The organism is Frankia sp. CeRuru1, from assembly GCF_977966315.1.
In genome coordinates, this window is sequence record NZ_CDWWEW010000155.1 from 2,526 (window position 1) to 11,489 (window position 8,964).

General features: G+C 70.0%; 17 protein-coding genes. 12 read left to right on the plus strand and 5 right to left on the minus strand.

Annotated elements, in window-relative coordinates; translation table 11 throughout:
• The 3 genes from AC08OP_RS12940 to AC08OP_RS12950 form a co-directional block, all read right to left on the minus strand.
• Positions 1–212, minus strand: a 212-nt coding sequence (locus AC08OP_RS12940) for a metal ABC transporter permease (protein WP_476614410.1), incomplete at its 3' end; no start/stop codon positions are given.
• Entirely contained in the window at positions 209–712 is a 504-nt protein-coding gene (locus AC08OP_RS12945) for an ATP-binding cassette domain-containing protein (RefSeq protein WP_476614411.1), read from the minus strand. The genes AC08OP_RS12940 and AC08OP_RS12945, both read right to left, overlap by 4 nt.
• A gap of 45 nt (positions 713–757) precedes the next feature.
• Positions 758–1,600 carry a class I SAM-dependent methyltransferase gene (locus tag AC08OP_RS12950; RefSeq protein ID WP_476614412.1) on the minus strand — a complete coding sequence of 281 codons (843 nt, stop codon included), beginning with the start codon at positions 1,598–1,600 and terminating at the stop codon, positions 758–760.
• Positions 1,601–2,005: 405 nt separating this feature from the next.
• Between AC08OP_RS12950 and rpmB the strand changes: the two genes are divergently transcribed.
• The 5 genes from rpmB to AC08OP_RS12975 are packed head-to-tail and all read left to right on the plus strand — an operon-like array spanning position 2,006 to position 3,723.
• A complete protein-coding gene (rpmB, locus tag AC08OP_RS12955; protein WP_476614413.1) occupies positions 2,006–2,242 on the plus strand; it encodes a 50S ribosomal protein L28 in 237 nt (78 codons plus the stop codon).
• Positions 2,242–2,406, plus strand: coding sequence for a 50S ribosomal protein L33 (rpmG, locus tag AC08OP_RS12960; protein ID WP_368954577.1), 165 nt, complete (start codon positions 2,242–2,244; stop codon positions 2,404–2,406). The genes rpmB and rpmG overlap by 1 nt, the downstream gene beginning before the upstream one ends.
• 44 nt (positions 2,407–2,450) lie before the next feature.
• Positions 2,451–2,756 (plus strand): 30S ribosomal protein S14, encoded by a 306-nt coding sequence (gene rpsN / locus AC08OP_RS12965; protein WP_476614414.1) that lies wholly within the window; start codon positions 2,451–2,453, stop codon positions 2,754–2,756.
• Between the two features lie 35 nt (positions 2,757–2,791).
• A complete protein-coding gene (gene rpsR / locus AC08OP_RS12970; protein ID WP_476614415.1) occupies positions 2,792–3,037 on the plus strand; it encodes a 30S ribosomal protein S18 in 246 nt (81 codons plus the stop codon).
• Positions 3,034–3,723, plus strand: a complete 690-nt coding sequence (locus AC08OP_RS12975; RefSeq protein ID WP_476614416.1) for a class I SAM-dependent methyltransferase — start codon at positions 3,034–3,036, stop codon at positions 3,721–3,723. The genes rpsR and AC08OP_RS12975 overlap by 4 nt, the downstream gene beginning before the upstream one ends.
• 115 nt (positions 3,724–3,838) lie before the next feature.
• Here the strand turns inward: AC08OP_RS12975 and AC08OP_RS12980 are convergent, their stop codons facing one another.
• Positions 3,839–4,204, minus strand: a complete 366-nt coding sequence (locus tag AC08OP_RS12980; RefSeq protein ID WP_476614417.1) for a hypothetical protein — start codon at positions 4,202–4,204, stop codon at positions 3,839–3,841.
• Positions 4,205–4,291: 87 nt separating this feature from the next.
• Here AC08OP_RS12980 and AC08OP_RS12985 point away from each other — a divergent pair, with 87 nt between their 5' ends.
• The 6 genes from AC08OP_RS12985 to AC08OP_RS13010 all read left to right on the plus strand — a co-directional run bounded on the left by AC08OP_RS12985 (position 4,292) and on the right by AC08OP_RS13010 (position 7,687).
• Positions 4,292–4,597 carry a hypothetical protein gene (locus AC08OP_RS12985; RefSeq protein ID WP_476614418.1) on the plus strand — a complete coding sequence of 102 codons (306 nt, stop codon included), beginning with the start codon at positions 4,292–4,294 and terminating at the stop codon, positions 4,595–4,597.
• Between the two features lie 522 nt (positions 4,598–5,119).
• Complete coding sequence (locus tag AC08OP_RS12990; protein WP_476614419.1) at positions 5,120–5,482, plus strand: type II toxin-antitoxin system RelE/ParE family toxin; 363 nt, start codon at positions 5,120–5,122, stop codon at positions 5,480–5,482.
• Positions 5,479–5,805 (plus strand): helix-turn-helix domain-containing protein, encoded by a 327-nt coding sequence (locus AC08OP_RS12995; protein WP_476614420.1) that lies wholly within the window; start codon positions 5,479–5,481, stop codon positions 5,803–5,805. Before AC08OP_RS12990 ends, AC08OP_RS12995 begins: the two co-directional genes overlap by 4 nt.
• A gap of 402 nt (positions 5,806–6,207) precedes the next feature.
• Positions 6,208–6,444 carry a hypothetical protein gene (locus AC08OP_RS13000; protein WP_476614421.1) on the plus strand — a complete coding sequence of 79 codons (237 nt, stop codon included), beginning with the start codon at positions 6,208–6,210 and terminating at the stop codon, positions 6,442–6,444.
• The gene (locus AC08OP_RS13005) at positions 6,426–6,551 is read left to right on the plus strand and encodes a hypothetical protein (protein ID WP_476614422.1); all 126 of its coding nucleotides are present in this window, start codon (positions 6,426–6,428) and stop codon (positions 6,549–6,551) included. Before AC08OP_RS13000 ends, AC08OP_RS13005 begins: the two co-directional genes overlap by 19 nt.
• A 131-nt stretch (positions 6,552–6,682) precedes the next feature.
• A complete protein-coding gene (locus AC08OP_RS13010; RefSeq protein WP_476614423.1) occupies positions 6,683–7,687 on the plus strand; it encodes an IS110 family transposase in 1,005 nt (334 codons plus the stop codon).
• Here the strand turns inward: AC08OP_RS13010 and AC08OP_RS13015 are convergent.
• A complete protein-coding gene (locus tag AC08OP_RS13015) occupies positions 7,571–8,257 on the minus strand; it encodes an ArsR/SmtB family transcription factor (protein WP_476614424.1) in 687 nt (228 codons plus the stop codon). The two genes, AC08OP_RS13010 and AC08OP_RS13015, sit on opposite strands and share 117 nt — an antisense overlap.
• Positions 8,258–8,378: 121 nt before the next feature.
• Here AC08OP_RS13015 and AC08OP_RS13020 point away from each other — a divergent pair.
• On the plus strand, positions 8,379–8,964 hold a 586-nt coding region (locus AC08OP_RS13020; protein WP_476614425.1), incomplete at its 3' end, for an MFS transporter.

The following is an 8,964-nucleotide window of genomic DNA, read 5'->3' on the forward strand; positions in this document are numbered from 1 at the left end:
AGCAGGGAGGTGCCGAGCAGCGCGGCGCCGGCGACTCCGGCGAGGATGGCATGGCTCATCGCGTCGGTCAGGTACACGAGCCTTCGCTGGGTGGCCCAGACCCCCGCGACCGGCGCCGCGACCCCGACCGCGAGGGTGGCGACCAGGGCACGGCGCATGAACGGGTAGTCGAACGGCTCGATCAGCCAGCCAAAGGTGAACGCCCCGCTCACGACAGCCATCCCGGGATGGCGAGCAGATCCTCGCCGTCGAGTGGGCCCGCACCGGCCACCGGACCCGCACCGCCCACCAGGCCCGCATCGGCGGCCGGGCTCCGGTCGGCGGGCAGCACCTCGCGGGCCGGCCCGTCGGCGAGCACTGTTCGGTCGATGATCACCGCGCGGTCGAACACCTCGCGCGCCAGGCGCAGCTGGTGTAGCGCACAGCAGACGGCGATCCCCGCCGCCGCCAGCTCACCGAGCGCGGCCAGGAGGGCCTGCTCGCTCGCGCTGTCCAGTCCTTCACAGGGCTCATCCAGCAGGAGGACATCCGGTTCCTGCGCCAGGGCGCGGGCCAGCAGGACCCGCTGCGCCTGCCCGCCGGACAGCTCTCCCACCGGCCGGTCCGCGAGGGGGCCCAGGTCCAGCCGGGCCAGGGCCGCGTCGACCGCCGTCTGGTCGGCCGCGTCCGGCCGGCGCCACCAGCGCCGCGCCGAGAGCCGCCCGGTCGCCACCACCTGGCGGACGGAGACGGCAGCTCCCAGCGTGGTGCCGCCCGCTTAGGAGCGGACCTGCGGATCCGCGCTCATCGCGGGCAGCGTCGCGGCCACGTCCGCCGGCAGCCGTTCGAGGACGACCCGCGGAGCCTCGGTCAGGATCACCGACTCCACCAGCTCAAGGCCGGGCACCGGGCCGGCGAGGTCCGCGGGCTCGTCGCAGAACCACCGCACCCGGGCGGAGACCTTGCTCATCGCGTCGTGCTCCTCCTGGTGCTCCCGCATCCAGGCGCCCCAGCTGTCGAAGAGGACGGTGCTGCCGGGCAACCGGCGGGCGATCCGGTCGAGGACACCGTGCACCTCGTCGGCGCCGAGGAACACCAGCACCGCCTCGGCGACGAACAGCCAGGGCCCCGGCCCGGTCGCCACGGCGAGGTCAAGCCAGTCGCCGTCGAGCACGGAGGCGGCGACGGACCGGCGGTGCTCATCGTCGGCGAAGTATCGCCGGCGCAACGCCATCGCGTCCGGCAGGTCCAGCTCGATCCAGCGGCCCCGACCGGCCGCGACCCGCTCGTAGCGAGTGTTGAGTCCAACTCCGACCTCCACCACCGTCCCAGCGGGGTGGCGATCGAGCCACGCCTCGACCCAGTGGTCGAACACCGCGGTCCGCCAAGCGGCGCCGACCAGGCTGGGCAGCCCCTCGAACCGGGCGAAGTCGTAGTCGATCGCCGCCACGAGCTCGACCGCCCTCGGGTCGGCCACCAGGCGCTCACCGCGCCGCGTGAGCTCCGCCCGGCCGTACAGCGGAATGAGCAGGGTCTCGGCGACAGTGCCGAGAGCGATGCCGCCGGAAGCGTCCGCGCTCGTCCGATCGGAGCGGTCCGGCCCTTCGTCCGTGTGCCGCACCACGCCTCCATCAATGTTGGCAACGATTTTCATTACGATAGCGCCCACGGACGGGCCGGCACCCCATACCCCCGGGCAGGCTCGCGATGCCGCCACCCGAAGTCGCCGCCGCCGGCCCACACCCGCTCGAACCGACCCCACCTCCGGGCCGACACACGGGATGACCCCCGGTCGCCGCTGGACATCGCGGCAAGCTCTTAGGCAAGATGAAAACCGTTTTCATTACAAGCCACCACACCACACCACTCCACTACCAGCAGCGGGCGGGTCGATGAAGGAGCGCAGGAGACCTGTCGGGCAGCACCAGATCAGCCGGAGCGAGTTGACGGTCCTGCTGCGCGCGACAGGCCCGTTCGAGCGCCGGCCCTACCAGCCCCCGACCCTCCGCAGACCAGGAGAACGCATATGTCGGCGCACTGCCAGGTGACGGGGCGCAAGCCAGGGTTCGGCATGCGGGTGAGCCACTCGCATGTCCGCACCCGGCGCCGCTGGAACCCCAACATCCAGAAGAAGACCTACTGGCTGCCCAGCGAGAACCGACGGGTGACCCTGACCCTGTCCGCCAAGGTCATCAAGACGGTCGACAAGGTTGGGATTGAGGCGATCGTGCGCCGGCTGCGTGCCCAGGGGGTGAAGGTCTGATGGCCCGTAACGAGGCCCGCCAGAAGATCAAGCTCCGGTCCACCGCGGGGACCGGGTTCACCTACATCACGACCAAGAACCGCCGCAACGACCCGGACCGGCTCCAGCTCATGAAGTACGACCCCCGGATCCGGCGCCACGTGCTGTTCCGCGAGGAGCGGTAGCGGCACCAGCCCTCGACTCCCTACCCGACCAGCAGAGGATCACAGTGGCCAAGGCAAGCAAGATCGCCGCCGACAACAGGCGGCGGGTGATCGTCGCCCGTCACGCCGAACGGCGCGCCGAGCTCAAAGAGATCATCCGCAGGCCCTCGACACCGCAGGCCGAGCGGGACGCCGCCGTCGCGGAGCTGCGCCGCCAGCCGCGCGACGCCAGCGCGACCCGGCTGCGCAACCGCGACCAGGTCGACGGCAGGCCACGCGGCCACCTGCGGGACTTCGGCCTGTCCAGGATCCGGTTCCGGCAGATGGCGCATGCCGGTGAGCTCCCCGGTATCCGCAAGGCCAGCTGGTAACACGCCAGCTGCTACCACCCTGACGAGGCACGAGAATGACGAACCGACCACGGCGCCCGGGGAAGACCCCCCGCAAGAAGCCCAACATCCTGATCGAGCGCGGCATCACCTATGTCGACTACAAGGACACCGCTCTGCTGCGCATGTTCATCTCCGACCGCGGGAAGATCCGAGACCGCCGGATCACCGGACTGACGCCCAAGCAGCATCGGGAGGTCGTTCGCGCGATCAAGAACGCGCGCGAGATGGCCCTGCTCCCCTACGCGATCCGGCCACGATGAGCCCGGCCTCGCTGTCCTCGCCCGACGGCGAGGACCAGCATGCGGCCATGGACGACGCCTCGCCGAGTGAGCGGTTCTGGCAGCCTCTTTACCAGAGAGGCGAGGATCCGGGACCAGCACGACGCCCGAACGTCGCACTGGTCTCCGTCATGGAGACCCTCGGGCTCAGGCCGGGGAGTGCCTGGGATCTGGGCTGCGGTCACGGGGGCGACGCCATGTGGCTGGCGACACTGGGCTGGAGGCTCACCGCCACGGACGTCTCGGCCACAGCAGTGAGCCGAGTCGCCGCGGCCGCCGCGGCCCAGGGCCTGGCGGAGCGGATCGACGCGCAGCGACACGACCTGACCCGCACCCGGCCAACCGGGCCGTTCGATCTGGTCTACGCCTGCTACTTCCACAGCCCGGTCGAGATCGACCGCCGCGAGGTCCTGCGCCAGGCGGCCACCCAGGTCGCGCCGGGCGGCTACCTCGCCCTCATCGACCATGCTTCGTCAGCACCGTGGTCCTGGAAGCAGCTCGATCCCGCGGACTTCCCCACTCCCCGCGAGACCCTCGACGACCTCGGCCTCGACCCGGCCGAGTGGCTCACCGCGCGCTGCGAACGGAGCCACCGCACCGCCGCCGGCCCGGATGGGCATACGACTGCAACCGTCGCGGACAACGTCATCGTTCTCAGCCGCGCCTGATCCCGCGCTGCGACCGGGACGCACACCTAAAAGCAGCCTGGCGGCAAGCGGTTGCCAGCCAGGTCCTGATTGCAGGCCGGGCGGCTCCCCGTTGGCCGGGGAGCCGCCCCGGAGGTCAGCCCGCCGCGCTCCGCGCACCGGCAGCCACACCCAGCCCGGCGCCGGCGGCCGGAACCAGGTCGGCGCCGAAGCGGAAGTCGGGATCGATCTGAGCAGCCAGATCCGCCCCCACCGCCGCGTTCGCCCACGCCGCGGCGTTACGCAGATGAATCTCATGCATCTGCGCGAGAAAACGCTCCGGATCCCGCGCCGTCGTGTCCACCACCGACTTCATCTGAGCCAGCACCGATCGGTCCGACGGATCCAGGTCATCAATGCCGAACATGCGCCCCTGTTCCATCGCACGCACCGGAGCGGACTGGCTCACCCACGCCAACAGATCCGCACCGGCCCCGCCTGCACGGCCCACAGCCACGCCCACGAACCGCCACCTACAGCAAGATCCCTAAACCAGGTGAATGCTTACTCCTCTACGACATGGACCGTAAGTATTCGGTGATGGCGTGGAGTGGCTGGTTCCGCCGTGTGGGCACTGGACGTGTTCGGGGTGCCCACGGCAGGCGGGACGCCAACGACGTTGCCAAGCCTGAGCACGCCAAAGCCGGCGGAGGAGGACGTGGCGCTCGACGACGGGTCGCCACTGCCACCCCTGGTGCACAAGCAGGGCGTGGTCGGGCCGGTGCCGGTCAGCGCGGCGGCGGAACAGGCCCAGTGGCGGCTGACCATGGCGGCGGCCGACGTGGCCGGGGCGCTCGACCAGCTGCACGACCTGCTGATCGTCTGTCACTACAGCGCGAAGGCCGCACCCATGTGAATCCTGGTGTGTCCTGACGAGCGGCGTGAAATACCGCCCACCACGGTCACTGGAGGACGCCACGCTGCGCGGCGCCGACCTTCAGGTTCGGCCTGTGGTGGGACTCGCAGGCAGCCGGCGGCGGCATTTCCCTCGACGAGATTGCGGGTCGTGGCGGTGGCCGTGTCTCGTGGCACACGGCGCATGGCGCGTTCGTCGGGATCGCGCGGGCGGTCGGGGCCGTGGTCACCGACCCCGCCGATAGTGCCGATCCGGTGGCCGGTGCCGGGGTGCTGGAGAACGGCCAGAGGGTTGCCGGTTCGCGCAATGCCGGGGCTCCCGGATGGACTACTCCGGCGGTGACTGTCGGTGCCGGGTATCTTCGGGGTCCGGGGCCGCCCGGCGTTGGTGTAGTCGTGCGAGGTCGCCGCGGGTCGATACAGTCTCGGCCAGCCGTCGGCTGGAGTGACGTGACTGGCTCGCACGGTGGCGTGGTAGCAGTACACTTAGGTACTGGACCCTAGGCCCCGAAGGGGACATGCCGTGACCTATCGCTTGGAGATCGTCAGCGAGGTCCGGGCGTGGCTGCATGACCTACGTCGAACAGACCGAAGCACCGCGATCCTCGTCGGTCAGGCTGTGACCGCTCTTCTCGACGAAGGCCCCAGCCTGGGACGGCCGCTCGTTGACCGGATCAAGGGCTCACGACTCCACAACCTCAAGGAGCTCAGGCCCGCTTCAAGCGGAGCCAGCGAGGTCCGCATCCTGTTCGTCTTCGATCCCACGCGCCGCGCGGTGCTACTCGTTGCCGGAGACAAGGCCGGCCAGTGGTCAGCCTGGTACGAAAGGGCGATCCCACTGGCCGAAGCCCGCTACGCCCTCTATCTCAAGGAGCGTGACGTATGAGCACCGTCCACGGGTACGACAGGGACGGGTTCCTCGCCGAGTTCTTCCCCGACGAACACGACCGCCGTGAGGTCGAGGCGGGGGCGGGGCGGCTCGTGGCGGAGAACCGCGCATCTCGGCTCGCCGAGATGCGCCGGCGTCTGGGCCTAACCCAGGCGGAGGTCGCCGACCGCATGCACGTCCGGCAGGAACGCGTCTCCGCCATCGAGCGGGCCAACGTCGATGCCAGCGAGCTGCGCACTCTCGCCGCCTACGTCAAAGCACTCGGTGGCCACCTGGAGATCATCGCGGACTTCGGCGGGGAACGGCTCGTTATCGGCTGAAGGATGCCAACCCGACCGCCACCCCCACAACTACATCAGCAGACGCACCGGAACCGCCAGGTATGCGGAACATCTGTTCGATTCGGTAGGCGGCGTTCCGATCGACGCGATCAATGGGCATCGTCCGAGGTCAGGGCCCGCGTGGCGACTGGGCGGATGGTGATCTCAGGGCCTGCAACCAAGATCAATCGGTTCGGATGCTGGTACACATGGTCCACGCATTTTTTGATCATGCCTCTGGCCTGGGCGAATGCGGTTTGCGATCTAGCGCTTGAGATCCAGCGCTGTGGAACGGTGCTGGTCAGGACCTCAACAGCTGGTTCGAGCCCCGCCTGGACGGCCACGTTGCGGCCATGCGAACCGCCTCCGCCTCGCCGAGGTGCTGGGCAGCGGCGACTTCGGATGACATCCGCGGTCGCCACCGGCAGCCGCTGGGTCATCACCAAGAACGTACAGGGCAACCTGTTCGCCGACGGCCTGGACGGGGACGAAGGGGGGACGGTCACGTCCAGACGCCGTCCGCCATGTCGTGGCCCCGGCCAGGCGCCGCCGTTCACGACCGTGGCCGCGGACGGCGGCGGTATGGACGTCTTCCGTGGCAGCGCCGTCGGCGCCGTGACGTGGAGGTCAAGGTCCTGATCGACTGCACCGCCGACGAGACCGAGCGTGTGCGGCGACTGCTCGACGACGTCTTGGGGATCGGCGGCCTGTTCGTGCGGCGGTGCGTGGAGACCGCCACCGGATGAGGGCCACACAGGCTGGTCGGACCCCGGGGCCGTTCGTCAACCGCGGGCATCGGTCGTGGTGTGTGGTGGGCGATGCTGGTCTGGCTGAACCTGACTATATCTTCGGCCGGTGCCGACCCTCATCTGGATCAATGGTCCGAACGCCGTCGGGAAAACCCAGGTCGCCCACAACCTGCACCGCAGACTGCCCGGAAGTGCGGTGTCAGGGGGTCGAGCGGATCGTCGTGGGGAGCACCTCGGACTACTGGCGGATCTGGTTCTACCTGCTGGAGGCCGCCGGCCTTCAGGTGTGGCTGGTCAACGCCCGGGACGTCAAGAACGTCCCGGGCCGGCCGAAGACCGACAAGCTCGACGCGGTCTGGTTGTGCAAGCTCAACGAGCGGGGGATGCTGCGGCCGTCGTTCGTGCCGTCGGCGCCGGTCCGGGACCTGCGGCAGCTGACCAGGCTACGGGCAGTGCTGGTCACCGAGTCCTCCCGGCACCGCAACCGGGTCGAAAAGGTGCTCGAGGATGCCCTGCTGAAGGTCTCGGCGGTGCTGTCGGACCTGTTCGGAGCCAGCGGCCGGCGGATCCTGGACGCCCTCGTCGCAGGGGAACGCTCGGCGACGGTCCTCGCCGGCCAGGTACGCCGTGATCAGCGCCAACGCGGCCGTCAGCCAGGTGCGGTCGGCGTCGGCGGCCGGGCCGTGCGCATGCCCGCCGTGCCCACCGGCGGCCGGAGGCGCGGCGGGTGGCCACATCGGGGGACGGCCGCGATCGCCGGCGTGGGTCAGCGCCCGTACCACCAGCACCGCCCCGATGATGAGCACAGCCCAGAACAGCAGCATGCCCAGGGACATCGCAAACCAGCCCCAGCCGCTCATTCCATAGCCGTCGTGCCAGTACATCATCACTGTCACCTCCCGGAGCGAGCGGACGGGACGGCCCGAATCGGTCCCCACGCCGCGCTCCCTCCCGCTTTCAGAGTGCGGCGAGTCGCGCTGGAGCGCAGGTGCTGGATGATCCGACGTCGCCGGGTTCTATGCTGCGGCCGTTTGGACGGGGAGGCCGGCGAGGCGCCATTCCAGCATGCCGTCGGCCAAGCGTGCCGCGGTGCGTCTCTGGGCGTGCAGGAGGCGGACGGCGTCGTGGGCTAGCACGCAGTACGCGCCACGGCAGTAGGCCACGATCGTCGCGTCGGCGGGGATCTCGTCGAGCCGGTCGGTCAGCTCCTCCAGCGGGATGCCCAGCGCGCCGGGAATGTGGCCCTGGATGTACTCCTCGGTCGGGCGGACGTCGAGGACGACGGTCCGGCCTGTGCGTACCTGTTCGAGCAGGTCGTCGCGGGTGACCTCCTGTACCGGTTCGCCGCCGTCGGCCGCGCCCGTCACGCCGAGGTAGGCGATGCGGGCCGCGTCCACGTCGGCGAGGTGGGCGTGGGCGACCGAGCGCAGGTGGGTGTAGAGGGCGGCGACGTCGTCGCCGGCCAGTGAGTAGTGGATGCGGGTGCCGTCACGGCGGGTGGTGACCAGGCCCGCTTGGCGCAGCGTCTGAAGGTGCGCTGAAGCGGTGGTCAGGCCGAGGCCGGCGGCGCGGGCGAGGGCGTCGACGCTGCGTTCGCCCTGGGCGAGCAGGTCGAGTAGCTCCAGCCGCTTGCCGCTGGCCAGTGCCTTACCCACCCGGGCGAACTGCTCGTAGAGCGCGGCTTTGCGGTCCCGATCACCCACAGCGGACTCCCACGGACTATATTCCAGCAATCTCTGGATTACTGTATAACCGGGGTGGCGGCATGCTGCCGCGGAGCTGCTCGGGGTAAGCCAGGGGCTGACCTGGTCCACGACCGTCATCATGAAGATCGATCTGGTCGGGCCGGCGCGGCGCGGGCTGGCGATGGGATTCAACGAGGCCGCCGGTTACCTCGCCGTCGCGGTTACCGCCCTGGCCACCGGCTACCTGGCAGCCCACCACGGGCTGCGCCCCGCCCCGTTCCTGGTCGGGATCGTCTACGCTGCCCTCGGCCTGGGCCTGTCCACCCTCGCCGTCCGCGAGACCCGGGGGCACGCCCGCGCTGAAGCCGCCGGCCACCGTGCCCGCCCGGACGGGATGCACGACCACCTCCACGGCGGGCTCACCCCCCGGCGGATCTTCACCCAGACCAGCTTCACCGAACCTGCGCTGTCCGCGGTCAGCCAGGCCGGAATGGTCAACAACCTCAACGACGGCCTCGCCTGGGGCCTGTTCCCCATCCTGTTCACCACCGCCGGGCTGTCACTGACCCGCATCGGCATCCTCGCCGCCATCTACCCCGCCGTCTGGGGAGTCGGGCAACTCGCCACCGGCGCGCTGTCGGACCGCATCGGCCGTAAACGACTCATCATCGCGGGCATGGGCATCCAAGCCTGCGCACTTGCCGTGGTCGCCGCCGGACATAGCC

Coding starts and splice junctions, on each gene's coding strand:
- rpmB (WP_476614413.1), top strand. CDS start 2,006: ATGTCGGCGCACTGCCAGGTGACGGGGCGCAAGCCAGGGTTCGGCATG.
- rpmG (WP_368954577.1), top strand. CDS start 2,242: ATGGCCCGTAACGAGGCCCGCCAGAAGATCAAGCTCCGGTCCACCGCG.
- rpsR (WP_476614415.1), top strand. CDS start 2,792: ATGACGAACCGACCACGGCGCCCGGGGAAGACCCCCCGCAAGAAGCCC.
- AC08OP_RS12975 (WP_476614416.1), top strand. CDS start 3,034: ATGAGCCCGGCCTCGCTGTCCTCGCCCGACGGCGAGGACCAGCATGCG.
- AC08OP_RS12995 (WP_476614420.1), top strand. CDS start 5,479: ATGAGCACCGTCCACGGGTACGACAGGGACGGGTTCCTCGCCGAGTTC.
- AC08OP_RS13000 (WP_476614421.1), top strand. CDS start 6,208: ATGACATCCGCGGTCGCCACCGGCAGCCGCTGGGTCATCACCAAGAAC.
- AC08OP_RS13010 (WP_476614423.1), top strand. CDS start 6,683: ATGGTCCGAACGCCGTCGGGAAAACCCAGGTCGCCCACAACCTGCACC.